The organism is Arthrobacter sp. zg-Y40 (assembly GCF_020731535.1).
Lineage (GTDB): Bacteria > Actinomycetota > Actinomycetes > Actinomycetales > Micrococcaceae > Arthrobacter_B.
This window is the reverse complement of the sequence record NZ_JAJFZS010000003.1, coordinates 178,640-203,997: the sequence shown is the minus strand read 5'-3', so window position 1 is coordinate 203,997 and position 25,358 is coordinate 178,640. Positions and strand designations below refer to the sequence as shown.

Sequence of the window (25,358 nt, the reverse complement as noted above, 5' to 3'; positions counted from 1 at the left end):
TGTGCAGGGCGGGTCCGGGCGCTTTGCTGGGCCGATGGGATCCCTGATGTATTCGTTTAACTGTTCACTGGACGGCTACAGCGCCGACGCCAATGGTGACTTCTCCTGGATGCCGCCCTCCGAGGAAATGGTTCTCTCCCACACCGAAGACATGGAAGACGCAGCCGCCGTCCTGTACGGACGGCGGATGTACGAAAGCATGGCCGTGTGGGAAACGGATCCGGCCGCCGTGGCGGGCTCACCCGGGGCCGAACGGTTCACCGCAGCATGGCAGGCGACGCCGAAAATCGTGTTTTCCTCCACCCTCACCGAGCCTTGGACGGACCGGACTGAACTGGAACCGGCGCTGACCCGGGAGGCGGTGGAGCGGGCCAAGGCGGCCGGGAATGTCACCATCGGCGGGCCGACGCTGGCCAAGAGCGCCCTGCAGATGGGACTGGTCGACGCCGTCTCGCTGGTGGTTTATCCGGTGATTGTTGGCGGCGGCACCCGGGTGCTGCCGGACGGCCTGCGCCTGAACCTGCGCCTGCTGGGGGAGCGACGCTTCGGGAACGGAGCGGTGCGGCTCAACTACGCGGTGGAATGACCGCCCAGGGCAAGCACCCGCTCGGCAGCGCGCAGCATGGCGACGTCGATAAAGGTCCCGTCCGCCAGCACAAAAGCGCCGGTGCCCTCCCGGGCTGCTGCACGCACACGCTCCACAATGCCCTGCGCCCGGGCCAGCTCCGCTGCATCCGGGGTGAAGGCCCGGCGGATCACCTCCATCTGGCGCGGATGCACCGCGGTCCGCCCGGAGAAACCGAGCGCCCGGCCCGCACGGCAGCTGGCGGCCAGCCCGTCCACGTCCCGGACGTCGGCGTAAACCGCCATCAGCGGAGCGGGCAGGCCCGCCGCGGCAGCAGCATTGATGATGCGGCTGCGCGGCCAGGCCAGGCCCGCCTCGCCGGCCGGCCCGGCAGGAACCCCCAGCTCGGCCCGCAGATCCGCTTCACCGGCGGCGATCGAGGCAACACCGGAACCGGCAATCTCAAACGCACGCTCAATGGACAGCGCCGATTCGAGCAGGGCATGCACCTGCCGCCCCGGCAGCACCGCGCGGAGGGCGGCAACGTCCGCGCCCGACTGCGTTTTCGGCAGCCGCACCCCGAACTCCGGGGGCAGTGCTGCAACGGCGGCGAGGTCGGCGTCGTGGGCCCGGGACCCGCGCGCGTTCACCCGGACCTGGACCGCCGGAGCATCCCCGCCGCCCGCATCCCCGCCCGCTTCCCGGCACTCTTCCCAGCACGCCGCGAAGTCGGTCAGCGCCGCGCGGGCAGCGTCCTTGCGGGAGGCGGCGACGGCGTCTTCCAGGTCCACGATGACCGCATCCGCCCCGGCCTGCAGCGCTTTGCCGAACCGCTCCGGCCGGTCCGCCGGCGCATATAAGGCCACCATGACCGGCCGGCTCATCCGATGCTCCCGTCCGCCCGCAGCGCGGCGAGTTCCGCGGCCGTGTACCCCAGCCCGGTCAGCACATCGTCCGTGTCCGCGCCGTGCGCCCGCCCGGTGAACGCAATGGTTGCCGCATCCCGCGACATCCGGAACAGCGGCCCCTGCATGGCCAGGTCGCCGAGCTCGGGGTCCTTGATCCGGTGGATGGTGCCCAGTGCGTTGAACTGCGGATCGGCAACAATGTCCGCGGGATCGTACACCGGCGCCACGGCGGCTTCGGCGGCGTCGAACGCGGCGATGACCTCCGCACGGGAGCGCCGGGCAATCCAGGCGCCGACGACGTCGTCCAGCAGGTCCGCGTGCCCGGCCCGTCCCGCGCCGCTGGCGAACCACGGCTCGTCGGCGAGTTCGGGCCGGCCGACCAGGGCGACGACCCGCTCCGCAATGGACTGCGCACTCGTGGACACCGCCACCCAGGACCCGTCCTTGGTGCAGTACGTGTTGCGCGGTGCGTTGTTGACGGACCGGTTTCCGGTGCGCGGCTGCACGGTGCCCAGCTGGTCCCAGCGGGTGATCTGCGGGCCGAGCATCGCCAGGATCGGTTCGATGATCGCGACGTCGAGCTCCTGGCCCCGGCCGTCCGGGTCCCGGTCCCGGGCGTGCAGGGCCACCATGACCGCGTACGCGGTGGCCAGGGACGCGACGCCGTCCGCCAGGCCGAAGGGCGGCAGCGTGGGCGGCCCGTCCGGCTCCCCGGTGGAGGACGCGAACCCGCTCATCGCCTCGGCGAGCGTGCCGAATCCGGGGCGGTTCCGGTACGGCCCGATCTGCCCGAATCCGGTGACCCGCGCCAGGACCAGCCCGGGGTTCTGTGCGGACAGCGCGGCATAATCCAGCCCCCAGCGTTCCAGCGTCCCGGGGCGGAAGTTTTCAATCACGACGTCGGCGGTGCGGGCCAGGCGCAGGAACGCGCCGCGTCCACCCGCCGTGTGCAGGTCGATGGCCACTGTGTGTTTGTTCCGGCCCAGCGTTTTCCACCAGAGGTTCTGCCCGTCCTTGGCTGGTCCGTGGCCGCGTGCCGGGTCCGGGCGGCGGGGATGCTCCACCTTCACGACGTCGGCGCCCATGTCGCCCAGATGCATGGCGGCCATCGGGCCGGCAAACAGGGTGGAAACGTCCACGACCCGCAGGCCCTCCAGCGGACTCATTGGGGGCCTCCACCGTCGTCGGACTGGTCCCGGCAGATCCGGAACCCGATGGATGCGGAGGCGTCCAGCCCCAGTCCGGGCAGGAGCAGCTTGGCCGTGAACTCCGGCGGCTGCACCCCGCCGTCGAAATACCAGTTCGAGCCCCTGCTGCGGTGGGCGCTGCCGCCCTTGAGCATCACGAAGCGGGTGCGGCCGTCGGAGTGCTCGGACTCGGTCCAGTTCCACACTTCCGGGGTCCTGCGCCGGAAACCCGGATCGGCGGCCGCGAGCTGCCACTCATCCTCACTGGGCAGCCGGCCTCCGGCCCAGGCCGCGTACTCCCGGGCCCGGGCCAGCGTCACCTTGGTGGCGGGACGCTCCGGATCACGGGCTTCGGCGTGCTCGCCGACGGCGTCGAGGAAGCGGGCGTATTCCGCTTCGCTCACCTCCTCGGCGGCAACATGCACCGGCCGTGGGAGCGTCACGAACCGGTCCAGCGTGCGCTGGTCATGGAGCCGCGGGGACAGCGGCTTCCACTCGTCTACGTAGGGCGCTCCGCCGTACATCCCGGTTTCCCGCATCCGGTAACGCACGGTCAGCGTGTACTCACCGGCCGGCACAGTGACGGCCGAAACGGCGGCGGCCGAAAAGGCAGCCGGTGCCGCCGGTCCCGGCCAGGGCGGGGCGCTGAGCCGCCGGGCGCGGCGGTGCCGGAAGGAGGAATTCCGGACGGCAGGCTCACCGGCGAGGGCGGTTTGAACGGCAGCGATCTCCCCGGGAACCGCGGCGCCGGCGCTGACCTGGACCGCTGCGGCTATGCCGTTGGCCGGCACGGTGACCACCTCGGAAGTGTCGCCCGGGTGCAGCGGATCCCACCCCGTTCCGGCCAGCTGATGCTTGGCATCGGTGTCCGAGGTGTTGGCCAGGAGCAGCAGTTTGACGCCGTCGAGGTCGAAGCTGGAGCCCACCACCGGCCCCTCGGTCACGGTGAGCGGTGTCCATTCGCCGTCCACGAGCCAGCGGTGGAAACCGCGCTGGACGGGAACCATGCGGCGCAGCGTGGCCGAATCCCGGTCATTCCAGCCCACCCAGGCGCCGAACACCACTTCCCACACCAGGACGCCGACGCCGTTGAGCCAGGCGGCGCGGAGCTCTTCGGCGTGGTCCCGGTGCCAGCGGCGGATGTGGTGCTGCATGTGCCGGCGTTCAAACCACCGCGCCCGCAGCACGCCGGGAACCTCGGAATCCGCGAACCACTGCGCCCAGGACAGAGTGTGGTCGGCAATGCGGTCGGTGGAGAGTTTCGATTCGCCCTCCAGACCGATCCCGGGACGGGCCGCATCCAGGGCCGCGACGAGCGAGCGGTCGGCCTTTTTCAGGGTGTCGAGGAAAACGCTGTCCGCCCTGAGCCGGCGGACGGTGGCGGTGAGCTCGGCCGCGTCGTCGCCGCTGCGGCGCGTGCCGATGTCCCAGGGCATGTAGCTCAGGAACACGGCAACGCCGGCGCGGCGCAGCGCGGCCGAAACATCCGCGAGGCCGGGCACGTTGTAGTAATCCCACTGGTTCCGGTCATCGATGCCGATCACCGGATACGCATGCCACAGCACAATGCCGTCCAGCCCGCCGAAACGCTCGCGGGCATCGGCGAGGAACCGTTCGGGCGTGAACCGCTGTGCCTCGAAGTCAAAGAACAACTCGTCCCACAACCAGACCTGCGCCACGGTGAAGCACCGGCTGGCCCAGGCGGCGGCGCCGTCGTTGTACCGGGTGGGTTCGCCGTGCCGCTTCCGTGCCCCGTCCCGCCAGGCCGTGAGCTGCAGGCGCCACTGCACCAGATCACCGGCGTCCGCCGGCGCGGCAAAAATCTTGGCGTCGTCCAGCGAGATCGCCACATCCCCGGTGCTCAGGTCCCCCTTGAGCGGCACCCGGGTGGGCAGGTCGACGTCGCGCGGATGCAGGGGATCGAACCCGCCACTCATGCGTTAGTCCTTTCGATGAGACCCGTTGCGTCCGGTACCCCGGTCCGGGACAGCCGGAGTGTGCGTTCGGCCAGGTTCCGGATGGACCGTTCCGCGCCGCCGGGAAGCGATGTTGCGATGCGGTCCTGCAGCGGATCCGTCCACTCCGCACCAATTGCGCCGGCGCCCAGCAGCCCGCCGGCCACGGAGCCAACGGTTGCGCCGTCCGAGTCGGTGTCCCACCCGCCCGCGACGGCGAAGGCAATGGCCGCGCCGAAGTCGCCGCCGTGTGCCTGCAGGGCGCAGGCAATGAGTGCCGCGTTGTTGAGGCAGTGGACCCAGTGCATCCCGGCGAACCCGGCGTGCAATACGTCCAGGGCGGCAGCGTCCGTGATGGTTTCGCGGGCGAGTGTACGCCCGGTGTTCCGCCCCAGGCGCACTGCGGCGGCCAGCCGCGACGACGGCGGCACCACCGTGTCGGCGGCGTCCAGCACGGCGTCGGCGCTGGTTTCGGTGAGGGACGCGGAGCACAGCGCGGCGGCCCACATTTCGCCGTAGATGCCGTTGCGGGTGTGGCTGAGCCGGGCATCGGCCCAGGCTGAAGCAGCAGCGGCGCGGACGTCTCCGGGATGGACCCAGCCGTGCACGTCGGCGCGGATAAGTGCACCGATCCATTCGCGGAACGGATTGTGGTGGGTTGCCGTCTCCGGCGCCGGCCGGGCGTCGAGGATGTTCCGGTACGCGGCGCGCTCGGCGGTGAACACCCGTCCGGCGGGCAGCGCCGCCAGCCATGCCTGCGCGAACTGGTCAGTGGCCAGGGCCCGGCCGGAGGTTTCCATCAGCTCCAGGGCGAGGATGGGAAAGTTCAGGTCATCATCCTCGGGCATCCCCTGGATGTTCTCCAGCAGCGAGTTGGGGGCGGACCGCCGGTTCCACGGCCAGCGCTGCACGATGTCTGCGGGCAGCCCGGCCGCGGTGAAATACGTCCGGATAGGCCAGTTCCCGGTGGCCCGGGCAATCTCTTCAATGCCCTCTCGGGGGATCTTCTCCACCGGTTTGCCCAGCAAACATCCGGCCGCCCGGCCGAGCCAAGCCCCGTGCACCCGCTCGAACGCCGGGGATGTTTTCGCAGCCAGCCCCTTCGCCGCCGGGGCCTTCGCCGCCGCGGCCCCCCGCGCGGCCGGCGGCAGCAGGGCGGCCGGCGGCAGCAGGGCGGAAATCTCCAGCCAGTCATCCGGCTCGGCATCGCTGCGCACCTGCAGGACCGCCAGCTCATCGAGCACCCGCCGGGCCATGGCGCGCACCGCCGGGCCCGGGTCCGCAACCGCGGCCCCGGACGGCTCCAGCCTGGTGGGTCCGCCGGCGGCGGCCCACCGCCGCTCGATCGGAACGAGGTCCTCCTCGGGAACGCCCTGCTCGCGGAGGGCGGCGAACTCGGCCGGAACCAGGTCCTCCGGCTGCGCCCAGGTCAGCCTCACCGTGCCTCCTCCCGGCTGAGCAGCGACTGAAGCGCCGCGGTTCGCCGGGCGGCGCGGTCCAGATCGGCCCGCGCCACCTCCCGCACCGTCTCCGTCATGGCGGTGACCACGGCGTCCAGGTCGAGGCGGCTGGCCGCCGTCACGTCCGCCACCCAGTCCGCCGGGACGGCGTCGATCCCGTGCAGGCCGCCGCAGACGGCGCCGGCCATCGTCGCGATCGAGTCGGCGTCGCGCCCGTAGTTCACGGCGTCGAGCACCGCGGCCCGCAGGTCCCCGCCGCGGGCAAGCGCGAACCCCAGGGCGGCGGGCAGTTCTTCGATCGATTTGGTGCGCGAGGGCAGCCGCGCGTCCATGGCCGGGGCCCGGTACTGCTCGCCCACCGTGTCATAGGGTGCGACGGCGGCGCGCACCATCCGTGCGACGTCGCACGGATCCCCGCCGTCGGCAGTGAAGGCATCCACGGCGTCGAACACGGCCCGGATCGCCGCAGCGGTGCCGTCGTGCGCGACCCCCAGCACCGCTGCGCGCACGTCCTCCATCGCCGCGCCGGGTGCCGCGGCGGCTGCCACCGCCGCTGCAAACACACCGGCCGCCTCCCGCCCGTAGGAGGACTGGTGCGCACCCGCAATGTCGATGGCTTCGGCGTAAGCGCCGCGCGGATCACCGATGTGCACCAGCCCCACCGGTGCCATGTACATGGCGGCACCGCAGTTCACGATGTTGCCCACCCCCGCCTCCCGCGGGTCGGCATGGCCGTAATGCAGCTTCGCCACGAGCCATTTCTCGGCCAGGAAGACGCGCTGCAGGATCAGCGCATGGTCTTCCAGTTCCGGAACCCAGCGGCGCTCGCCGATCATCAGCGGCACCAGGTCGGCGGCAACGTCGTAGGCATCGAGGTGGCGGCGCCGCTTGGCGTACACCTCCACGAGTGCGTGCGTCATAAGCGTGTCATCCGTGACGTGGCCGTCGCCCTTGTGGAAAGGGGCAATGGGCCGCGCGGTCCTCCAATCGGCCAGGAACGGACCCACAATGCCCTCGACCCGGCCGCCGTGGCGCTCCTGAATCTGCTCCGGCGTCCAGCCCTCCGTGGCGCCGCCCAGTGCGTCCCCCACGGCTGCGCCGGCAAGCACCCCTGCCACCCGATCCTGCAACACGTACATTCCCACTCCTTGAGTACCTCTTAAAGTGACGGCGGTTTAAAGGGCCGGGGGCCGAAAGTGGCGGGTCGGGGGCAAACCGGCCGGCTGCCCTGTCCCTCCCCGCGTCCGGGATCAGCTGGCGACGTCGTTCCACCCGTCGGAGAGCCGGGCGGCCAGTTCGTCGCTGGTGATCTTGTCGGCCAGGTACTGCTGGTAGGCCGGCGTGGCAATGGTGTCCTTCCACTCGGTGTACTTCTCCACCTTCAGGAAAGGCGGTCCTTCCAGGCCTTCACCGGAGGCCAACACCTGGGTCCACGCCGGGTCCTCCGCCGCGAGCTTCTCGACGCTGTCGCGGGCCGAGCCGGAGGAGGGGATGAGCGCGTCGGCGTAGGCGATCGAGGCAAGGTTGTCGCCGTTCATCAGGAAGTTGAGGAAGCCGGCCGACTCCTCCACATGCTCGGAATCCACGTTCACCGAATAGGTTTGCGGGTTCGCTGCCTGCACGGCGCCGGCGGAACCCTCCAGCGGCGGCAGCGCCACCCAGTTCAAGCCCTCCGGGGCGTCGTTGGCGATGTTCGTCGCCTGGAACGAGCCCTGCACCGTCATCGCCACCTTGCCGCCGTAGAACGAGGCGAGCACATCCGAACCCGACTGGGTCAGCGAGGTGGGTTCAATGGACTTATCCGTGTAGGCCATTTCGTGGATGCGTTCAGGCACCGCCAGTTCGGAATCCTCCACCTGGATCGAGGCATCGGTGCCTTCTCCGTCGAAGAACCCGCCGTCGAAGCCGAGCGAGAGGCTCATCATCGCCGCTGTGGGCGAGGCGAGGCCCCACCCCAGTCCGTAGGTGCTGTCCGTTGTGGTGGCCTTGGCAATCTCCTGCAGCTCTTCCCACGTCATGGTTTCGCCGCTGGGAATTTCGACGCCGGCAGCCTCCAACAGGTCGGCGTTGGCGAAGACCATGTAGGACTGGAGGGTGGAAGGGTAGGCGATGATCTGCCCGTCCTGCGTGACGGAATCCCAGATGCCTTCGGAAATGTCCGCCTTCAGGTCCGGGTCAATATAGTCGCTCAGATCCGCGAGGTAGCCGTCGGCGGCGAAGGACACAATGGAGCTGGCCTCGTAGTGGATGATGTCCGGGGCGGTGCCGCCGGAGAACTGGGTGATGAGCTTGTCGAAGGTCCCGTCCCAGCCGGCCTGGACAATCTCGACCTGGACATCTTCGTTCTCGGCATTCCACTCATCCACGATGGACTTCACCGCGGCCTGAGTGGCGGGCTGGTCGGAGAGCGACTGGAACTGGAGGGTGACGGCATCGCCTTCGGCGCCGTCGGACCCGCTTGATGTGCTGCCCTGCTGGCAGCCGCTCAGGGCAAGCACGGCTACGCCCGCGAAAGCGACGGCGCCGATGCCTCGGATTCTCTTCATGATGCTTGCCTTCCTTCTGGTGGATGATGCGGGTTTGCGGCGGGCCATCAGCCCTTGACCGCGCCGGCCAGCATTCCGCCGGTCAGTTTCTTCTGCAGAATGGTGAAGATGATGAGCGAGGGGATGGTCGCGAGGATTGCTCCGGCGGCCAGCGGCCCCAGCTGGGTCTGCCCTTCGGCGCCCAGGAAAGAGCGCAGGGCGATGGGCAGGGTGTAGAGCTCCGGGCTTTGCAGCAGGACCAGGGCGAGGAAGAACTCATTCCACGCCGAGACGAACGTGAACATCGCCGTCGCCACGAGTCCCGGTGCGAGCAGGGGGAGGACGATTCTCCGCAGGATGGTGAAGCGGGACGCGCCGTCCATTTCGCCGGCCTCCTCGAGATCCGCCGGTATGGCGGCGACGTAGCCCTGCAGCATCCACAGTGTGAACGGCAGGGTGAAGGTGACGTAGACGAGGATCAGGCCGAACAGGGTGTCATTGAGGTTGATGGAACGCAGCACCAGGAACAGCGGGATGATGATGAGGATGGACGGGAAGACCTGGCTGGTCAGGATCCACACCGTGCCCGCCGCGCGCAGCCGGCCCTTGAGGCGGGCGAGGGCGTAGGCCATCGGCATGGAGAGCAGCACGGTGATCACCATTGTGGCAATGGATACCAGCAGCGAGTTCCCGGCCGCCGGCAGCAGGTTCTGTCGTGCCAGGGCGGAGGCGTAGTTGCTGAAATCCCACTCGGCCGGCAGCAGGTTAATGGCCAGCGAGTTCAGTTCGCCCGATGACTTGAACGACGCCGAGAGCAGCCACAGCAGCGGGAAGCCGAGGAAAACGAGGAAGCCCGCCAGCGCGGCGTACATCAGCGCCGTTCCGTACCAGGGGCGCCGGGTGATCATGGCCGTGCTCCCTTCGCCTGGCGGAACTGGTTGATGAGGTAGAGCGAGAGAGTCAGCAGGATCGCGATCACGAGCACGTCTCCCATCGCCGAGGCATAGCCGATTTCACGGTTCCGGAACGCCTCCAGATAGGTGAACAGCGGCGGGATCATGGTGCGGCCGCCGGGGCCGCCTTCGGTGAGGACGTAGATCAGGCCGAAGGAGTTGAACTGCCAGATGAAGTCCAGGGCGGTGACGGCCAGGACAATGGGGCGCAGGGCCGGGAGGGTGACGTGCCAGAACCGGCGGAACACCCCGGCGCCGTCCACGGCCGCCGCTTCCTGCTGTTCGGTGGAAATGGACTGCATGCCGGCCAGCAGCAGCACAGTGGTCTGCGGGATGCCCGCCCACACGCCCACCACAATGACAGCGGGCAGTGCGGTGGAGAAGTCTCCCAGCCAGTTGGCCCCGGGAATACCCACCGTTTGAAGGGCGCCGTTCAGGGGACCGGAGTTGGGGTTGTAGATCATCCGCCACACAATGGCGGTGACCACCGGCGGCATGGCCCAGGGGATCAGGGCCAGCACCCTGGTCAGGCCCTTCAGCCGCAGGTCGCTGTTGAGCAGCAGTGCCAAGCCCATGGCGGAGACCAGGGTGAGCAGCGCGACGGCGCCGGCCCAGACTATGCCGATGCCGAACGATCCCCAGAAACGGTGGTCGCCGAACAATTCAATGAAGTTCCCGAACCCGATGAAGTTGATCTCTGCGTTGCGCTTCAGGGTGGTGTCGGTGAAGCCGAGGGCCACGCCGCTAACGAGCGGGATGACGGAGAAGATGATGATTGGAAGCAGGGCGGGAATCACCAGGGCCACCGCCTCGCGCCGCTGGGCGCGTTCACGGTGGCCAACCCGCTTCCCGGCCCGTGGCGGCGGTGTTTCGCGGGTGGTCCTGGTGGCGGTGGTGCTCATTCGGCTGCCCCATTGGAAGGGCGCGCCCGCGCTGCAGCCTGTGTGATGGTGACTCGGACCAACGCTCTCCTTTGAGTGTTGTAAACGTTTACAGCCAGTGTCCGCGACTGTGCCACCGGCTCACGGGGGTGTCAATAGTTTCGTTCCTCCCGGCGGCAGTGCGTCGTCGTCGGCAGCGGCGTTAGTTTGGCCCGCCGGCATCAAGCTCACTGAGCATGTTTTCCAGGCGCAGGCGTCTGCGGTTCAACCGCGCCAACGACGCCAGGCCCAGCGCCAGCATCCGCATCTGGGCGCCCACACCGGGCAGCCCCTGTTCGCGGAGGGTTGCGCTGACTTCGACGCGGTCCTCCACGGAGGACTCTTTCACCAGTGCGCGGGCCCTGGTGAATTTCTCGGAGTTCAAAGGGTGGTCTTGGATGCGGCGGTTCATCGAGTCCAGCTGGCGCTGGAGGGAGGACCGTTGGGCGTTTTCGTTCGCCATGGCCCCAACCAACCACATCCGGGGCCGCGCTTCCCTAGCCTGCCGAACAGGTTTGGTCCGGGCGAAAGGACGGGGTGGGGCGGAAGCGTGCCTTCGGCTCCCGCAGCCCTTTAGCTGCCGGTTGAACCGGTGTTAGCTAGAGGCACGGGTTGATTCGATGTGCGGCCGCCTCTGTGCGGGAAGGAGATCGACATGACGGAGCACCTCCACAAATTTGCGGATCTCTATCGGAAGCAGGGGCCGTGGTGTGTTGCCTATGTCGATGCCGGGGCCGGGGGAGCGCAGGGCGCCGAAGCCGCCGCAGCCCGGTCCGGTGACGTCCGGGCGGGGCTGGGGGAGCAGGGGGCGACGCCGGAGGATCAGGAGGCCATGGAAGGTGCGGTGGATCCCGCCCGCGGGCTGCCCGCGCCAATCTCGCGTTTTGTCCTTGTCCGGGACGGCGCGGTGGAACTGAACGAGCTGCTGCCCGGCCCGCTGGTGGCCCCCATGCAGATTGCTGTGGGACCCGTTCCGGACCTGCTGCCGCTGTTCAAGCACCGTCCCGAGGAGTTCCCGTACATCGTTGTGGAAGCAACGCGGGAGGACGCCGAGATCCGGTTGGAATACGCGGGCCGTCCCGGACCCGGGACAGTGGAGGGTGTCGAGGGTTCCATCGACGACATCAGCAAGCTTCCCGCCGGTGAGGGCTGGGCGCAGGACAAGCAGCAGCGCAGGACCGAGCAAACCTGGCGCCGGAACGCTGATGAAGTTGCCGGATCAATCGACCGGATTGTGGACAGCAGCGGCGCCCGGTTGATTGTGCTGGCCGGCGACGTCCGCGCCCGGGGGTTGGTGCGGGACCAGCTGGCCGAGGGCCACAAACCGCTGGTCAGCATGATTGATTCCGAGCTTCGCCCTGAGGACCCGCACCAGCAGCAGTTCGAGGATGAGGTCCAGGAACGCCTTGCCCTGCAGTGGGCGGCCGAACAGGAACAGATCATGGACCGGCTTGCCCTGCAGGAAGGGCAGGCCAATCCCGAGTCGGCCACCGGCATGGGAGCTGTGGTGCAGGCACTCCAGCAGGCCCAGGTGGACACGCTGATCCTGAATGACAGTGCGCTGGCCGACCGCCACCTGCTGGCGCTGGGCGCCGAGCCGTGGCTGGCCACCGCCGAGGAACAGGCGCTGGGCGCGGAAGTCTTGGGGCAGGTTCCTGCCTCATCGGCGCTGCTGCGCGCGGCGGCCCTGACGGACGCGAATCTCCTCTTGGTGCCCGACGGCGTCCTGCCCGGCGGCTCCGACCTCGCCGCACTGCTGCGCTGGCCTGTTGGCCCCGAAGCTCCGGGAGCCAACGCGACCTAGGCGCCGGCGGCGGCATGTCACGCGCGGGTCTGGTCAGGTCAGGACAACGGACCGGGTGAGGGAACGCGGGCGGTCCGGATCCAGGCCCCGCGACACGGCCAGGCCGACGGCGAAGCGCTGGGCCACCACGAGGGCCGCCTGCGGATCCAGGTCATGGTGCACGAACCGCGCGCCCGTCGCGGCGACGTCGTCGGCCAGCCCGGCGGGCGGCTCGCCCAGGCTCCACACCAGCCGGCCGGGTTCTGCGATCGCAATGGGACCGTGCCGGTAGTCCATGGCCGGATAGGACTCGGACCAGTACTGGGCGGCCTCCCGCGTCTTCAGGGCCGCCTCGAACGCGAGGCCGACGGCGAATCCGCGGCCGATGAACGTGCACTGGTTGGCTGCGAGCAGCTTGTCCACGGGGATGTCCAGCGCCAACTGAGCATCTGCGATGAGCGGTTCAACGTCCTCGCCGAGGTGGACGCGCAGCAGTGTCAGCACCGACGTCGCGAACCGGGTCTGCACCACGGACTGCTCATCCGCAAACGGCATGGCGATGACATCATCCGCTGCTTCAGCTCCGGGGGATTCGGCCACGGCCGTGATGAGTGTGGTGGGGACCGGGCCGAGCGTCTTGAGGAGGTCAACGATCTCGGTGGTGGTGCCGGAGCGGGAGATGGCAATAATCCGGTCATAGTCCCGGCCCGCCGGGTATTCACTGCCCGCCCAGGCGTCGGTCACCCCGTGGCCGGCACGCTCCCGCAGCACCGCGTAGGACATGGCCATGAACCAGCTGGTGCCGCATCCAACCACCGCTACCCGCTCGCCGCGGCGGGGCAGCCGGCCGGCAATCTCGGGGACCATCTGGGCGGCAAGCCGCCAGGTTTCGGGCTGGGAGGCTATTTCTGCTTCTACGAAGGAGGAAGGCATGGGCTTCTTTCGGTCTGCTCTGCACCAATAAAAGACTGGTTTTGATCGATATGTGGATAGTTGAGCAGAATCAATCACGATTAGCAAGGCTGGCTGTGAGAATATGAACGGATAACGAAAGGTTGGCCCGAGCATGACCCAGCAGCAGCGCCTGAATGTTGTCCTTGACCTAGTGAGCGAACGGGGAAGTGTGTCGATCGCCGAGGTGAGCGATGTGCTGGGGGTATCCACAGCCACCGTGCGGCGCGACCTCAACACCCTGGCCGAACAGCGCCTGGTCACCCGCACCCACGGCGGCGCTTCCGCCCTCGGTTCCGGTTATGAACTACCGCTGCAGTACAAGATCGCCCGCCAGGCCGACGCGAAGGTGGCCATTGCCCGGGCCGTGGCAGACCTCATCCAGCCTGGGCAGTCGGTGGGCCTCAACGGCGGCACCACCACCAGTGAAGTAGCCCGGATGCTGGGCCGCAGCGAGCGGCTGCACCCCGATGGCGACTCGCCCGGAGTCACCATCGTGACCAATGCGCTGAACATCGCCTACGAAATGTCGGTGCGCGAGCACATCAAAATCGTGGTGACCGGCGGGGTGCCGCGCCGCCAGTCCTATGAACTGATCGGCCCCCTGGTTGCCAACTCGCTGCAGGACTTCAGCATGGACCTGGCCGTCCTGGGGGTGGACGGGCTCAGCGCAGCCTTCGGCGCCACCACCCTGCATGAAGGGGAAGCGGAAGCCAGCCGGGAAATCGCGGCGGTTGCCCGCCGCGTGGTGATCGCCGCCGACTCCACCAAGCTGGGCCGCAGCACCTTCGCCCGCATCTGCCCGCTGGCAGGCATCGACACCCTGGTCACGGACCAGCCCGTTGCACCGGACTTCGCCGCCGAACTGGCCAACGCCGGGGTAGAGGTCATCGTCGCCGACGCCGGCAAGTAGCCGGCCGCCCAAAGGCGCACCCGCCGGCGCCCGCCGCGGGGCGTGCACAGTGCACGGTTGCGCCCGCGTTCCTGCCAGAAGATGATCAATTTGAGATAGTTAGTGACAAATCCGTGCATCTAATGCAGGATGACGTCATGCACATCGACCGGGACACCCAGCGCACCAGCGAAACTGCGCCCGCCGAAACCTCACCGCGGGTAGCCGTCATTGGTTTCGGCGCCCGCGCCGCCATTGCCGAACACGTGGCTTCCGCCCGTCCCGGGGCCCGAGTCGTCGCCGTCGTGGAACCGGACGACGCCGGCCGCGACCGTGCCCGGCGCGCCTATCCCGACGCCGCACTCCACTTCGACGTTGACTCCCTGATTGCCGGCGGCGGCATCGACGCCGCCCTCGTGACCACGCCGGACCACACGCACGAAGAGATCGCCCTGAAGCTGCTGGCCGCCGGGATCGCCGCCTATCTGGAGAAACCCCTGGCGATCACGCTCGAGGGCGCGGACCGGGTCCTGGCCGCGGCCGCCGAAACCGGCACCCTGCTCTACGTAGGCCACAACTTCCGGCACTCCGGCGTGGTCCGGGCCATGCGCGGGGTCATCAGCCGCGGCGAAATCGGCGAGGTCAAGGCCGTATGGGTGCGCCACTTTGTCGGCAACGGCGGGGACTACTACTACAAGGACTGGCACGCCGACCGGTCCAAGACGGGCACCCTGCTGCTGCAGAAGGCCAGCCACGACCTTGACGTGATCCACTACCTTGCCTCGGGCTACACCCGGCGGGTGGTGGGCATGGGGGAGCTGATGGTCTACGGCGGCATCACCGACCGCCGCAGCCGCCACGGCGAAACCATGCCCGACTGGTTCTCCTACGAGAACTGGCCGCCGGAGAAGCAGACGGGGCTGAACCCGGTAGTGGACGTGGAGGACGTGTCCATGATGCTGATGACGCTGGATAACGGCGTGATGGCCAGTTACCAGCAGTGCCATTTCACGCCCGACTACTGGCGCAACTACACGGTGATCGGCACCGAGGGCAGGCTGGAGAACCACGGCGACACCGCCGGCGGCGTGATCAAGGTCTGGAACCGGCGCCACGAATGGCAGGGCGCCGGCGACGTCGAATATCCCATCGACGGCGCCGCCAGCGGACACGAAGACGCGGACCTGCTCACGATGACCGAATTCTTCGACACCCTGCTGGACGGCACCCCCACACTGGTCAGCCCGGTTGCAGCCCGCGAAGCGGTTGCCGCCGGTTACCTGGCAGCCGAATCCCTGCGCAGCGGTTCGCAGCCGCTGGACGTTCCCGCTCTGCCGGAGCACATCGTCGGGCACTTCTCCCGGCCATCATCCCCGGCGGATCCGCCGCCCCCCGCCTTTACCCACACCTCGCAATCCACCCTTGGAAGGACTTTCCGATGAGAAACATGTTCCCTTCTGCCGTCCGGCGTACCTTTGCCGGGCACGTCCCCGGCCGTCCGCCCGCCCGGCGCGCCTCCGCCGGCGTCGCGCTCGGCGTCGGACTTGCGCTGGCCGCCAGCGGATGCGGCTCCAACGCGGCCTCCGATGAACCCGCGGAGTATGCGGCCCCGGACAAGGACCTGAGCGCGTCCATCACCTACGGGGTGTGGGACAAGAACCAGGTGGACGCGATCGAGGAAAACATCGACGCGTTCAACGAGGAGTACCCCAACATCGAGGTGACCGTGAACGTCACCCCCTACGCGGAGTACTGGACCAAGCTTCAGACCCAAGCCTCCAGCGACACCCTCCCGGACCTTTTCTGGATCAACGGCCCGAACATCGGCCTGTACGCCTCCAACGGCAAGCTGGAGCCGATCACCGGCGCAGTGGAAGCCGGCGACATTGATCCGGCCAACTATCCGGAGGCGCTGGTGGACCTCTACACCATCGACGACGTGCAGTACGGGGTGCCCAAGGACATGGACACCATCGGCATCTGGGCCAACAAGGCACTCTTCGAGAAGGCCGGCGTCGAGCTGCCCAGCGGCGACTGGACCTGGGACGAGTTCCAGAAAACGGCAACGGACATTTCGACGGCGCTGGCGGCCGACGGCGAGTACGGCGGCGCCGGGGGAATGGACGGGCAGACCACGTACTACAACACCATCCTCCAAGCCGGCGGCACCGTGATTGAGGACGGAAAATCGGGGTACGCCTCACCGGAAACGCAGGCCGGGCTCCAGTTCTGGACCGACCTGATCGCCAGCGGCGGCTCCCCGAACATCCAGCAGCTCACCGACACCACCGCAGACCAGTGGTTCACCTCCGGCAAGCTCGCCATGTACTGGGGCGGCAGCTGGTTCCGCTCCGCGCTGACCGACACGGAACTGGAAGAAAACGTTGTGGTCCTGCCGCTGCCGCAGGGCGAGAAGCAGGCCACCGTGATCCACGGCCTGGCCAACGTAGTATCCGCGGGGTCCAAGGAGAAGCAGGCCGCCCAGGCGCTGCAGGCCTTCCTGGCCAGCAAGGACGCGCAGCAGCAGCAAGGCGATGCGGGTGCGGTCATTCCCGCTTTCGAAGGGACGCAGAGCGCATTTACGGGCTCCATGCCCAACGCGAACCTGCAGATCTTCCTGGATGCCCTCGATTACGCGCAGCCGCTGCCGGTGAGCAAGAACTCGGCGGCGTGGAACGCGCTGGAGACCGATCTGCTGCCGCAGGCCTTCTCCGGTGAGCAGCCCGTGGAGAAGATCTCGACGGATCTTGCCAGCCAGATGGACGCGGCCCTGGCCGAGGAATAATCCCATGACAACAGTTGAACGCGGCTCCGGTCCGCCCCCGCTGTCCCCGGCGGTCCGCCGTCGGCGCTTCGGCGGGGACGGACCGTGGCCGTGGCTCTTCATTGCACCCCTGGTGCTCGGAATCAGTGTCTTCTACCTCTGGCCCATTGTGCAGACCGTGGGCACCTCGTTCACCGAGACGGGACCGTTCGGCGGATCCGCTTTCTCCGGCGTCGAGAATTACGTCGAGTTGTTCACGGACCCGCAGCTGTACCGCTCCCTGGGCAACACGCTGCTCTACACCGGCATCGTGATGCTGGGCATCCCCATTGCGGTGTACCTGGCCAGCCTGCTCAACCTGCCGGGCCTGCGTTTCGCAGCGGTGTACCGGGTGCTGTTTTTCCTGCCCTACGTTGCCATGCCCACCGCGGTGGCGATGGTCTGGCGGATGATCTTCAACGGCGACTTCGGGCTGGTGAACTACGGCCTGGGGTTCCTGGGCATCGACGGGCCCTACTGGATCAGCACCCCGTTTTTCGCGATGGTGGCGGTAGCGGTGGTGGGCTTGTGGTCGTCGCTCGGGTTCAGCCTGATTGTGCTGGCCGCCGGGCTGAAGAACATTCCGCCGGAACTGTATGAAGCGGCCGAGCTCGACGGCGCGAGCCGCTGGGGACAGTTCCGGAACATCACCGTTCCGCTGCTCTCACCCAGCGTCTTCTTCGTCACCATCGTGACGGTCATATCCAGTTTCCAGCTCTTTGACCTGCTCTACGCCATCCTGGGCAGCAGCAACCCGGTCCTGCCCAAAAGCATGTCCCTTGTGTACTTCTTCTACCGGGAAGGCTTCGTCAACAACGACAAGGGCTTCGCCGCGGCCATCGCCATGGTGATCCTGCTGATCATCGGCGTCGTCACCCTGCTGCAGTTCCGATTCCAGAAGAAGTGGGTGCAAAGTGACTGACCGACTACTGCCGGCGCGCACGCCCTCCGCTGTTGTGCCCGCGGCCTCCGACGCGGACGTGCGTACCGGCGTCGGGCAGCGGCCGGCCCGGACCGGGAAGGCACAGGAACGGCGGCGCGCACGACGGCGGGGCGGGTCCCACGTTGTGGCGCACCTCGTCCTCGGGGTGGGCGCGCTGGCGATGGCCTTCCCGTTCCTGTGGCAGATTGTGATGTCACTTTCCACCAACGCGGAGGTCCAAAGCGTCACGCCGGTGTTCTGGCCGGCGGAACTGCAGTGGTCCAACTACGCCGAGGTCTTCGAGCGGTTGCCGTTCCTGGACCAGCTGCAGAACTCCGTGCTGATCACCGTGATCCGCACCCTGGCGCAGATCCTCTTCTGCACCCTGGCCGGCTACGCCTTTGCCCGGATGCGGTTCCGCGGCCGGTCGGTCCTCCTTGCCCTGGTGCTGTCCATCCTGATGGTGCCCTCGCAGGTGTACCTGCTGTCCCAGTACCAGATTGTGCAGGGCCTGGGGCTGCTGGACAGTGTGGGCGGCCTGGTCCTGCCGGGGCTGTTCAGCGCCTTCGGGACCTACCTGATGCGCACCGCGTTCCTGTCCATGCCGGCGGAACTGGAGGAGGCCGCCCGCCTGGACGGCGCCAACCCGTTCCAGATCTTCTGGCGGGTGATGCTGCCGCTGGCCCGGCCCACCATCAGTGTCCTGGCCATCACCACGGTGCTCTGGTCCTGGAACGAACTGCTATGGCCGCTGGTGGTCACCACGTTCAGCGACCGGATGCCCCTGTCCGCCGGGCTCGCGACCCTGATCGGTGACCGGACCACTGACTATCCGGTGGTGATGGCGGCAAGCCTGCTCGCCATGGCACCGGTGCTGCTGATGTTCATTTTGCTGCAGCGGCGCGTCATTGACGGCCTGGCTTCGAGCGGCCTCAAGTAACCCTTCCTCAAGCCACTCCCCGAAAGTTTCCCTCCCAAGTAACCCCCCTGAAATAACTAGGTACCTGGAGAATCATGAAACGATCCTTAGCAGTCCTTTTAGTTGCCGGTCTTGTCACCGCAGCGGGCCCGACGGCGGCCGCGGTCGCCGTCGGAATCCCGGGGGAGGGGCCGCCCGGCGTTTCCGTCTCCGTTCCCGGCGACGCGGCCAGCACCGTTGCCTATGAACCCAGCGACTCGGTGATTGCGAATCCGCAGCGCGGTTTCTACCACCACACCGCGACGCACTTCAATACGGCCAAACCGGAGCAGAACACCCCGCTCACAGAAGCCGACCTGGCGGGCCTGCGGTCCAAGGGCATCACCCAGATCCTGCGGGTTGTATACCTGGAGGACTTCGCAGCCAATCCGGTGCTTGATGAGCGGGTCCTGTCACAGCTTCAGGCGGACTATGACACCGCACGTACTGCCGGGATCTCGGTGATTACCCGGTTTGCTTATGTGGGGGATGACGGCGGCGCCACCCCGCCCTACGGCGATGCACCCCTGGACATCGTCCTGGCGCACATCAAGCAGCTGGGGCCGGTGCTGCGCGCAAATGCAGACGTGATTCCTGTGGTGCAGAACGGCTTCATCGGACGGTGGGGCGAGGGGTACTACACGGACCACTTCGTGGCCGATCCGGCGAACCCGGGCGTGGTGACCGAGCAGGACTGGGCTAACCGCTCCGCCGTTACCCAGGCGCTGCTCGACGAGCTGCCTGCGGACCGCGGGGTCCAGGTGCGCACCATGGCCACGAAACAGCATCTGCTGAACGTTCCGCCGGCCGCGTCGAGCGCGGTAACGGCCGAGCAGGCCTTCACTGATACACCCATCGCCCGGATAGGGCACCACAACGACTGCTTCCTCTCGGATTACGACGACGGAGGAACCTACCTGTCGGACCCACGGACCCTGGATTACGAGTATCTCGCCGCGGACAGCGTTTACGTTCCGGTCGGCGGGGAGACGTGCAAGGTGGTCCCCTCCCGCTCCGAGTGGGAGACAGCCTCGGTGGAACTCGCCAGGTACCACTACAGCTACCTCAACACCGACTACAACCGGCTCGTGCTGGATTCCTGGGGCGAGCCGGCGTTGGACGAAACCGCCAAGCGGCTTGGGTACCGCTTCGTGATGGAGTCTTCCACCGTTACACCGGCGGAAGATTCGGTTGAGGTTTCCGTCGATATACGCAATGACGGCTGGGCGGCTCCCTATCTCCCGCGGACAGCCATGCTGCAGCTGACCGGCAGCGACGGTACGTCCGTGTCGGTGCCGTTTACGTCCAATGCCGATGCCCGCCACTGGCTTGCCGGCACCACCACCACACTCTCGACTACCCTCAGCCTGTCTGATCCGGCGATCGCAGCCCTTGCCGAAGGCAGCTATTCCCTTTCGCTTGCGCTGCCGTCGTCGGACGCCCGAACAGCCGGTGATCCCCGGTTCGCCGTGCAGGCTGCGAACCTCGGCACCTGGAATGAAACCGACGGCACAAATGCGCTGAACCAGGCCGTCGTCGTCGGGCCCCGCGCCGCGGCACCCTCCGCCGCGCCCGCTTTCGCCGGGGCCGCTGTGCCCTGACCGGCGGTGCCGTTCTGCCGGGGCGCCCGGTGCAACGTACCTGACGGGGCTCCCTGCCCGCCGGAAGGCAGGCCTTCCGCTTTGTGCGGAGGGCCTGCCTTTCCCGTTGCGGCGGTATCCCATCACTACGCGGGACAAACCTTGCCGCCCTGAAACACACTCTGGTGATGGGTGTAACCGCACCACCATTGGCACGAACAATCTTGGGGTTTAAATGAGCCAAACCGCGCAAGTACAGTTTTTTCCCGGAGTACCGGGAACCCGGCCCGTCCAGCAGCAATCCGGCAGCACCGCCGTGTGGTCCATCCTGGAAATAGCGGCGGATCCGCAGCAGGGGACCCGGCAGCAGAGTGCAGAGCCGGAGTATGCGGGGGATGGAATTATCCGCCATATCGTCATTCCGCTTAGTGCCAAGGCCCAGAGCTGGGGCGGGTACCGGTTCGGTTTTTCGCGGAGCAAGGAACCGGACCATCCGGCGGTGCAGCTGCATCTGCTTGCCGCTCACGAAACCGTCGAACGGGTCTGGAAGTTTGCGCACGCGCTCGCGGAGGGCAGCACAGCCAAGCTCGGAGCAGTGAAGCTCACCCGATCGACGGATGTCGTGTATCCGCCCCGGCCCGGGGAACGGGTACCCGAGCTCATGGAGGCAACGTTTTCGCGGTTCGGCGGTGCGCAGGGCCTGAAACTGGCATCCGATGTTGCCGAAGTGTCCATGGACCTGGCCCTGTGGGCGGTTAACCGCTTTCCCCGGCCCAGCATGCGCTCCATGCTGGCGGCCCTGCTCCTCTTTGACACCGCCCATGCCATGATGCGCGGCCCCCGGTCCGCAGTATGGCCGGACCGCAGAACCACCAGCTGGGACTTTTACTGGAACACGCATTTGCAGGCGTGCACCGCGTCCTTCAGCGGACGGACGGAACAGGGCCGCAAGGTCATGTTGGCGCAGATGGCACCGAGGATTACGCCGGCACACCGGGTGATGGGAGCCCTGGCCTCCGAGCCGTCAGTGGATCTCTGGCGCAAACGCTGGGCGCAGACCATTGATCTGTACTTGTACCGGGCGGACAAGCAGCGGATCAGCCGCAGTGCGCAACGGCTGGCCCTGGCCTCAAGCGGAGTCCTCCAAAACCGCCTCGGCATCCCCCTGCGCGAAGAGGCGGCGCTCGGTATCTACGCCCGTGCGTGGAGCAAGGAGAAGGAAGCCCAGCTTCACGGGCAGGGATAACCAGGACAACCGCCCGGCCCCGGCGGGCCGGGCGCGCGGTTTTAGAGCCGGCCGGCGGGCGGATGCGGGCCGGGGCCGCCGATCAGGCGGGCCAGTGCGTCGGCTGGATCCTCGAGTTCGGCGCCGTGCGCAAACAGGATGCGGGCGGGGCCCAGGTCCGCGATGCGTTCCAGTGATTCCTCGGCACGGGCGGCATCTGCGGTGAACATCGCAGGCCCGCGGATGACGTCGCCCTGATCCGAGGCCGCGGCGTCACCGATGAACAGCGTTCCCGTGGGTTCGTGGAAGAGGCTCACATGGCCCTCGGTGTGGCCCGGGGTGGCAAGGACACTGAAGTCCTGGATGGCGGTCCCTTCGCTGATGGGAATGATTGCGTGCGGTGCCCGGATATCCGGCGCGTCTGCACCGCCCGCGTAAATGGCGGCCAGCGGAGCCCGTGCCGCAACCGCGGAGAGCGAGCCGATGTGGTCCAGATGCAGATGGGTCAGGACAATGTCCCGGACATCGTCGAAGGTCCCGCCCAGGGCCTGGACCGCCGCTGCGATGCCCGCCTCGGTGTCGGGGATGCCGGTATCAATGATGACAATGCCCGCGGGCTGGGCCACGGCGTAGCAGCGCACGTTCATGGCCAGCGGTTCGGGACCTGCAATCCCGGCGGGAACCACGGTCTCGCGCACCGTTTCTTCGACATCCAGGCGGGCGTTTCCGCCGTTGGCAGGTTCGCTCATGGCCACTCTCCTTAGCTGGAATTCGGCCCTTCCAGCCTATTCCGGAGGGACGGCCACAGATACCGCCTAACGCTTTTTCATTCAGTGCGCAGCGGTCAGGACCCTAAGCATTTCAACGAACCCGGGGAAGCGTCCTTCCAGTTCGGCGGCACGCAACGACATCAGGCAGCGCGTCCCTTCGGGATCGTTTTGAACAATGCCCGCTTCGCGGAGGATCTTCACATGGTGGCTCAGCGTCGACTGGCTCACTCCGAAATCGAACTCACTGCCCTGGTGCACCTGTCCGTCCAGAAGCTCCTTTACGACTGCAAGCCGCACGGGACTTCCTAGAGCATGCATTACCTGGTGAACCGGGATGTCCTTCAGGGACGGGTGAACGACGACGCGCATACAGGGATGCTAGCATTCATCGATTATCGACGAACAACGATATAACTCTTCCGTTGACCTGGAGGTCACCCATGAGCACTTCCGAACTTAGCCTCTCCGGCATCACGATCAACGCTGCAAACCCTCAGGCCCTTGCCGCCTTCTGGGCAGCGGCCGCCGGCGGGGAACCGGCCGGCAATGACTCCGACATGTTCCTTTCATCCGACGCCGGGAACGGACTGCGGTTCCACTTCCACCGCAGCACCACCACAACGGCCGACGACGAGCAGAAGATGCATCTGGACTTCCGCGTCGAATGGGGGAAACGGGAGGCCGAGGCCGAACGCCTCATCGGCCTCGGGGCAACACTGCGTTGGGAAGTGCTGGATGAACATCCAGGCATGCGCCTTTCCGTGCTTGCGGACCCGGAGAATAACCTATTCTGCGTCGTAGAAGTCCAGTCCGCTTAGCGGCGGTGCCGGCGCATCCAGACGGCGGTGTCGGGTGGGAGGAACCCTCCCGGGGTCAGGGGTGATGATGACAGCAGGACGCTTCCGTCCGGCAGCGGGCAGGGTCCATCGCCCATCGCCACGGCCAGCAGGATCTGATCGCCGCGTTCGCAGAGCAGCAACCCATCCTCCCGGACCTGCCAGCTGCAGGCGTCGTCGGCCGCGAAAATCCCCTCGGCGAGCAGTTCGGTGCGCAGTCGAAGTGCCCCGGCAACCAGATGCAGGGCCGAATGGGGATCGCCGCGGTGCGCTTCCACGGACCGTGATCCCCAGAACGTCGGCTGCGGCAGCCAAGGCTCAGCTGCACCCGGAGGGGAAAAGCCGTAGGCATTTTCGGGAGCTGTCGTCCAGGGCAGCGGAACGCGGGCCCCGTCACGGGACACCCCGCCGCGCGCCCACATGGGATCCACCCGGGCGTGAACCGGGACGTCGACGTCGGGAAGGCTGAGTTCCTGGCCTTGGTAGATGTAGGCGCCCCCGGGCAGTCCGAGGATGGCAACCAAGCCGGCGCGCGCCCGAAGAACTCCGCGGTCACCGCCGCCGAAACGTGTCACGGAACGGCTGATGTCATGGTTCTCCAGCGCCCAGGTGGGCGGTGCCCCGTGTTCTTTGCGGGCGGCTTCGAGTTCCGTGCCGGCGGCGGCCCACGCGGCGGCGTCCCAGCCCAGTTTGACGAAGGCAAACGCGAAGGCCTGGTGCATTTCGTCAGGGCGGGTGTACCGGGCGGCGCGGTCCGGTGCCAGGTTCACCTCGCCGACAAGCACCCGCCCCGGGGAGTAGGAGTCGGCAACGCGGCGCCAGCGCCGGTAGACCTCGTGCACTTCCTCCTGATCGGAGACTTTCGGGTTGGAACGCAGGCCGTCGACGACGGGGTCCGCGGTTGGCGCGTCCGGCAAACCGTCGGCTTTGAACAGCGCGTGGGCGACGTCGATCCGCAGGCCGTCCACCCCCTTGCCGAACCAGAAGCGAAGCACGCCCTCGAAGTAGTTGCCCACCGCCGGGTTGCGCCAGTTCCAGTCCGGCTGTTCCGGGGAAAAGAGGTGCAGGTACCACTCCCTGTCCGTCTCGGAGCCCGGATTCACCCGGCTCCAGGCGGTGCCGCCGAAGACGCTTTGCCAGTTGTTCGGCGGGGCGCCGTCGTCGCTCCCGGCCGCGAAGTGGAACATCGCCCGTTCCGGTGAGCCGGGCCCGGCGGCGACGGCGGCTTGGAACAGCGGATGCTCCGATGAGCAGTGGTTGGGCACCACATCGAGGAAGATCCGGAGCCCCAGCGCGTGGGCCGATGCGAGCAGTTGGTCGAATTGGTCCATGGTGCCGAAGAGCGGATCGACGGCGCAGTAGTCGCTGACGTCGTACCCCTGGTCCACCTGCGGGGAGGGCTGGAACGGTGTCATCCAGATGCCGTCCACGCCCAGCGAGGCGATGTACGGGAGGCGGTCCAGCAGACCCGCAAGGTCGCCCACCCCGTCGCCGTCGCCGTCGGCGAAGGACCGCGGGTACACCTGGTAGATGACGGCGTCCTGCCACCCGCCGTCCCGCTGGGCGTGCAGCGCGGACCCGCTCATTTGGCGCCTCCGGTATGCGGGCTTTCAAACCCGCGGGCCTGCAGCATGCGCTCGACGGCGGTGACGACGGCCTGCCGGCGGGCGGCAACTTCATCACCTCTTTCGTTGAGGCTGGTAAGCCCTTTCGGCGAGAGCTGCCAGGCCTGCGCGATGGCGTAAATGAAAACCAGAAGGTCAACGGGTGAAAGTGGGCGGGCGGTCGCGGCAGCGACGGCGAGGGTTTTGTCCCGGTAGATGCCGCTCGGCTCGGCGGTGGCCTCCGGCCGCTCGAGCTGGGCCCACATGCTCAGGCGGAGGACTTCCGGGAAGCGCTGATGGTGGTCGAACACTTCTCCGGCCCAGCCGGCCAGGTCCTCGGGGCGCGGGGGGACGTTCGCGGCCATGCGCCGCAGCGCTTCCGCGAGGGTGGCATCAAACAGGCCGCTTTTGCTGCCGTAGTACGCGTAGATCATCCGGACGTTGCTCTGTGCCTGGGAAGCGATCCGCTCCACACGCCCGCCGGCGAAACCGTGGGCGGCAAACTCCGCGGTCGCTGCGGCGAGTATCCGCTCCCGTGTGGCTTCAGCGTCACGTGCCATC

General features: G+C 67.6%; 24 protein-coding genes. 10 read left to right on the top strand and 14 right to left on the bottom strand.

Translation table 11 applies throughout. The features are described from left to right. The first annotated feature begins 46 nt into the window (after window positions 1–46). Window positions 47–586: a dihydrofolate reductase family protein gene (locus LJ754_RS04675; protein ID WP_231706072.1), complete on the top strand. Its 540-nt coding sequence runs from the start codon at window positions 47–49 to the stop codon at window positions 584–586. Here the strand turns inward: LJ754_RS04675 and LJ754_RS04670 are convergent. The 9 genes from LJ754_RS04670 to LJ754_RS04630 all read right to left on the bottom strand — a co-directional run bounded on the left by LJ754_RS04670 (window position 571) and on the right by LJ754_RS04630 (window position 10,936). Then, entirely contained in the window at window positions 571–1,449 is an 879-nt protein-coding gene (locus tag LJ754_RS04670; protein WP_227925723.1) for an HpcH/HpaI aldolase/citrate lyase family protein, read from the bottom strand. The two genes, LJ754_RS04675 and LJ754_RS04670, sit on opposite strands and share 16 nt — an antisense overlap. Further along, a complete protein-coding gene (locus LJ754_RS04665) occupies window positions 1,446–2,639 on the bottom strand; it encodes a CaiB/BaiF CoA transferase family protein (protein ID WP_227925722.1) in 1,194 nt (397 codons plus the stop codon). The genes LJ754_RS04670 and LJ754_RS04665 overlap by 4 nt, the downstream gene beginning before the upstream one ends. Then, window positions 2,636–4,597 carry an SUMF1/EgtB/PvdO family nonheme iron enzyme gene (locus LJ754_RS04660; protein WP_227925720.1) on the bottom strand — a complete coding sequence of 654 codons (1,962 nt, stop codon included), beginning with the start codon at window positions 4,595–4,597 and terminating at the stop codon, window positions 2,636–2,638. Before LJ754_RS04660 ends, LJ754_RS04665 begins: the two co-directional genes overlap by 4 nt. Further along, the gene (locus tag LJ754_RS04655) at window positions 4,594–6,054 is read right to left on the bottom strand and encodes an ADP-ribosylglycohydrolase family protein (RefSeq protein WP_227925719.1); all 1,461 of its coding nucleotides are present in this window, start codon (window positions 6,052–6,054) and stop codon (window positions 4,594–4,596) included. The genes LJ754_RS04660 and LJ754_RS04655 overlap by 4 nt, the downstream gene beginning before the upstream one ends. Continuing rightward, window positions 6,051–7,214, bottom strand: a complete 1,164-nt coding sequence (locus LJ754_RS04650) for an ADP-ribosylglycohydrolase family protein (RefSeq protein ID WP_227925718.1) — start codon at window positions 7,212–7,214, stop codon at window positions 6,051–6,053. Before LJ754_RS04650 ends, LJ754_RS04655 begins: the two co-directional genes overlap by 4 nt. A gap of 111 nt (window positions 7,215–7,325) precedes the next feature. After that, window positions 7,326–8,621, bottom strand: a complete 1,296-nt coding sequence (locus LJ754_RS04645; protein WP_227925717.1) for an ABC transporter substrate-binding protein — start codon at window positions 8,619–8,621, stop codon at window positions 7,326–7,328. Window positions 8,622–8,668: 47 nt separating this feature from the next. Beyond that, entirely contained in the window at window positions 8,669–9,508 is an 840-nt protein-coding gene (locus LJ754_RS04640) for a carbohydrate ABC transporter permease (protein ID WP_227925716.1), read from the bottom strand. Continuing rightward, window positions 9,505–10,455: a carbohydrate ABC transporter permease gene (locus tag LJ754_RS04635; RefSeq protein ID WP_227925714.1), complete on the bottom strand. Its 951-nt coding sequence runs from the start codon at window positions 10,453–10,455 to the stop codon at window positions 9,505–9,507. The genes LJ754_RS04640 and LJ754_RS04635 overlap by 4 nt, the downstream gene beginning before the upstream one ends. 181 nt (window positions 10,456–10,636) lie before the next feature. Then, window positions 10,637–10,936, bottom strand: a complete 300-nt coding sequence (locus LJ754_RS04630) for a hypothetical protein (RefSeq protein WP_227925712.1) — start codon at window positions 10,934–10,936, stop codon at window positions 10,637–10,639. Window positions 10,937–11,128: 192 nt separating this feature from the next. Between LJ754_RS04630 and LJ754_RS04625 the strand changes: the two genes are divergently transcribed. Beyond that, complete coding sequence (locus LJ754_RS04625; protein ID WP_227925711.1) at window positions 11,129–12,277, top strand: baeRF2 domain-containing protein; 1,149 nt, start codon at window positions 11,129–11,131, stop codon at window positions 12,275–12,277. A 33-nt stretch (window positions 12,278–12,310) separates the two neighbouring features. On the opposite strand, the gene LJ754_RS04620 is transcribed toward LJ754_RS04625, so the two are convergent. Then, entirely contained in the window at window positions 12,311–13,189 is an 879-nt protein-coding gene (locus LJ754_RS04620; RefSeq protein ID WP_227925709.1) for an SIS domain-containing protein, read from the bottom strand. Window positions 13,190–13,322: 133 nt separating this feature from the next. Here LJ754_RS04620 and LJ754_RS04615 point away from each other — a divergent pair, with 133 nt between their 5' ends. The 7 genes from LJ754_RS04615 (at window position 13,323) to LJ754_RS04585 (ending at window position 21,608) form a co-directional block, all read left to right on the top strand. Further along, complete coding sequence (locus LJ754_RS04615; RefSeq protein ID WP_227925708.1) at window positions 13,323–14,120, top strand: DeoR/GlpR family DNA-binding transcription regulator; 798 nt, start codon at window positions 13,323–13,325, stop codon at window positions 14,118–14,120. Window positions 14,121–14,257: 137 nt separating this feature from the next. Next, window positions 14,258–15,541 carry a Gfo/Idh/MocA family protein gene (locus tag LJ754_RS04610; protein WP_227925706.1) on the top strand — a complete coding sequence of 428 codons (1,284 nt, stop codon included), beginning with the start codon at window positions 14,258–14,260 and terminating at the stop codon, window positions 15,539–15,541. After that, complete coding sequence (locus tag LJ754_RS04605; RefSeq protein ID WP_227925705.1) at window positions 15,538–16,884, top strand: ABC transporter substrate-binding protein; 1,347 nt, start codon at window positions 15,538–15,540, stop codon at window positions 16,882–16,884. The genes LJ754_RS04610 and LJ754_RS04605 overlap by 4 nt, the downstream gene beginning before the upstream one ends. A 4-nt stretch (window positions 16,885–16,888) precedes the next feature. Then, a complete protein-coding gene (locus tag LJ754_RS04600; RefSeq protein WP_227911968.1) occupies window positions 16,889–17,824 on the top strand; it encodes a carbohydrate ABC transporter permease in 936 nt (311 codons plus the stop codon). Continuing rightward, window positions 17,817–18,764 (top strand): carbohydrate ABC transporter permease, encoded by a 948-nt coding sequence (locus tag LJ754_RS04595; protein WP_227925704.1) that lies wholly within the window; start codon window positions 17,817–17,819, stop codon window positions 18,762–18,764. The genes LJ754_RS04600 and LJ754_RS04595 overlap by 8 nt, the downstream gene beginning before the upstream one ends. Window positions 18,765–18,838: 74 nt before the next feature. Further along, window positions 18,839–20,383 (top strand): DUF4832 domain-containing protein, encoded by a 1,545-nt coding sequence (locus LJ754_RS04590; protein ID WP_227925703.1) that lies wholly within the window; start codon window positions 18,839–18,841, stop codon window positions 20,381–20,383. Window positions 20,384–20,597: 214 nt separating this feature from the next. Next, window positions 20,598–21,608, top strand: coding sequence for a lantibiotic dehydratase C-terminal domain-containing protein (locus LJ754_RS04585; RefSeq protein ID WP_227925702.1), 1,011 nt, complete (start codon window positions 20,598–20,600; stop codon window positions 21,606–21,608). A gap of 41 nt (window positions 21,609–21,649) precedes the next feature. Here the strand turns inward: LJ754_RS04585 and LJ754_RS04580 are convergent, their stop codons facing one another. Further along, window positions 21,650–22,336 carry an MBL fold metallo-hydrolase gene (locus tag LJ754_RS04580; RefSeq protein ID WP_227925701.1) on the bottom strand — a complete coding sequence of 229 codons (687 nt, stop codon included), beginning with the start codon at window positions 22,334–22,336 and terminating at the stop codon, window positions 21,650–21,652. Window positions 22,337–22,417: 81 nt separating this feature from the next. Continuing rightward, window positions 22,418–22,654: an ArsR/SmtB family transcription factor gene (locus LJ754_RS04575; RefSeq protein ID WP_331461507.1), complete on the bottom strand. Its 237-nt coding sequence runs from the start codon at window positions 22,652–22,654 to the stop codon at window positions 22,418–22,420. Between the two features lie 143 nt (window positions 22,655–22,797). Between LJ754_RS04575 and LJ754_RS04570 the strand changes: the two genes are divergently transcribed. After that, the gene (locus LJ754_RS04570; RefSeq protein ID WP_227925700.1) at window positions 22,798–23,175 is read left to right on the top strand and encodes a VOC family protein; all 378 of its coding nucleotides are present in this window, start codon (window positions 22,798–22,800) and stop codon (window positions 23,173–23,175) included. Here LJ754_RS04570 and LJ754_RS04565 read toward each other — a convergent pair. Both LJ754_RS04565 and LJ754_RS04560 read right to left on the bottom strand, forming a co-directional pair. Beyond that, entirely contained in the window at window positions 23,172–24,779 is a 1,608-nt protein-coding gene (locus LJ754_RS04565) for an alpha-amylase family glycosyl hydrolase (RefSeq protein ID WP_227925699.1), read from the bottom strand. The two genes, LJ754_RS04570 and LJ754_RS04565, sit on opposite strands and share 4 nt — an antisense overlap. Then, on the bottom strand, window positions 24,776–25,357 hold the full coding sequence (locus LJ754_RS04560) for a TetR/AcrR family transcriptional regulator (RefSeq protein ID WP_227925697.1): 582 nt from the start codon (window positions 25,355–25,357) through the stop codon (window positions 24,776–24,778). Before LJ754_RS04560 ends, LJ754_RS04565 begins: the two co-directional genes overlap by 4 nt. Between the last annotated feature and the right edge of the window lies 1 nt (window position 25,358).

Bases quoted from the DNA above. Each gene is read 5' to 3' on its own strand.
- LJ754_RS04675 (WP_231706072.1), top strand. From the start codon at position 47: ATGTATTCGTTTAACTGTTCACTGGACGGCTACAGCGCCGACGCCAAT.
- LJ754_RS04670 (WP_227925723.1), bottom strand. From the start codon at position 1,449: ATGAGCCGGCCGGTCATGGTGGCCTTATATGCGCCGGCGGACCGGCCG.
- LJ754_RS04665 (WP_227925722.1), bottom strand. From the start codon at position 2,639: ATGAGTCCGCTGGAGGGCCTGCGGGTCGTGGACGTTTCCACCCTGTTT.
- LJ754_RS04660 (WP_227925720.1), bottom strand. From the start codon at position 4,597: ATGAGTGGCGGGTTCGATCCCCTGCATCCGCGCGACGTCGACCTGCCC.
- LJ754_RS04650 (WP_227925718.1), bottom strand. From the start codon at position 7,214: ATGTACGTGTTGCAGGATCGGGTGGCAGGGGTGCTTGCCGGCGCAGCC.
- LJ754_RS04645 (WP_227925717.1), bottom strand. From the start codon at position 8,621: ATGAAGAGAATCCGAGGCATCGGCGCCGTCGCTTTCGCGGGCGTAGCC.
- LJ754_RS04640 (WP_227925716.1), bottom strand. From the start codon at position 9,508: ATGATCACCCGGCGCCCCTGGTACGGAACGGCGCTGATGTACGCCGCG.
- LJ754_RS04635 (WP_227925714.1), bottom strand. From the start codon at position 10,455: ATGAGCACCACCGCCACCAGGACCACCCGCGAAACACCGCCGCCACGG.
- LJ754_RS04630 (WP_227925712.1), bottom strand. From the start codon at position 10,936: ATGGCGAACGAAAACGCCCAACGGTCCTCCCTCCAGCGCCAGCTGGAC.
- LJ754_RS04625 (WP_227925711.1), top strand. From the start codon at position 11,129: ATGACGGAGCACCTCCACAAATTTGCGGATCTCTATCGGAAGCAGGGG.
- LJ754_RS04620 (WP_227925709.1), bottom strand. From the start codon at position 13,189: ATGCCTTCCTCCTTCGTAGAAGCAGAAATAGCCTCCCAGCCCGAAACC.
- LJ754_RS04615 (WP_227925708.1), top strand. From the start codon at position 13,323: ATGACCCAGCAGCAGCGCCTGAATGTTGTCCTTGACCTAGTGAGCGAA.
- LJ754_RS04610 (WP_227925706.1), top strand. From the start codon at position 14,258: ATGCACATCGACCGGGACACCCAGCGCACCAGCGAAACTGCGCCCGCC.
- LJ754_RS04605 (WP_227925705.1), top strand. From the start codon at position 15,538: ATGAGAAACATGTTCCCTTCTGCCGTCCGGCGTACCTTTGCCGGGCAC.
- LJ754_RS04600 (WP_227911968.1), top strand. From the start codon at position 16,889: ATGACAACAGTTGAACGCGGCTCCGGTCCGCCCCCGCTGTCCCCGGCG.
- LJ754_RS04590 (WP_227925703.1), top strand. From the start codon at position 18,839: ATGAAACGATCCTTAGCAGTCCTTTTAGTTGCCGGTCTTGTCACCGCA.
- LJ754_RS04585 (WP_227925702.1), top strand. From the start codon at position 20,598: ATGAGCCAAACCGCGCAAGTACAGTTTTTTCCCGGAGTACCGGGAACC.
- LJ754_RS04580 (WP_227925701.1), bottom strand. From the start codon at position 22,336: ATGAGCGAACCTGCCAACGGCGGAAACGCCCGCCTGGATGTCGAAGAA.
- LJ754_RS04570 (WP_227925700.1), top strand. From the start codon at position 22,798: ATGAGCACTTCCGAACTTAGCCTCTCCGGCATCACGATCAACGCTGCA.
- LJ754_RS04565 (WP_227925699.1), bottom strand. From the start codon at position 24,779: ATGAGCGGGTCCGCGCTGCACGCCCAGCGGGACGGCGGGTGGCAGGAC.
- LJ754_RS04560 (WP_227925697.1), bottom strand. From the start codon at position 25,357: ATGGCACGTGACGCTGAAGCCACACGGGAGCGGATACTCGCCGCAGCG.